This window comes from Massilia sp. CT11-108, from assembly GCF_047302915.1.
Classification (GTDB): domain Bacteria; phylum Pseudomonadota; class Gammaproteobacteria; order Burkholderiales; family Burkholderiaceae_D; genus Telluria; species Telluria orientalis.
On the sequence record NZ_JBKYMO010001668.1, the window covers coordinates 1 to 247 of the forward strand.

General features: G+C 53.8%; 1 protein-coding gene. It reads right to left on the reverse strand.

The window, feature by feature from the left end:
• The coding region (locus ACEN88_RS35975) for a substrate-binding domain-containing protein (RefSeq protein WP_413347164.1) at positions 1-247 on the reverse strand (247 nt) is incomplete at both ends.

The window sequence follows — 247 nt, forward strand, 5'->3', positions numbered from 1 at the left end:
GTCCTGAATATTCTGGCCATCGACCACATCGGCGACCGTTATCTGGCTGTTGCTTTTAATCGTCTCTTCAAAGCCTTTCTGGCGCTGGTTTTGGATGGCCGAATTGAGCGCGCCGACAATTCCCAGTCGCGCTTTGCCGCCCATCTCTTTCGCAACATAATCGACAAAGTATTTACCGAGGATTTTTCCACCTTCGAGGTTATCTACCCCCACCTGCGCTGCCTGCGGACCGGCAGGCAATACGGCC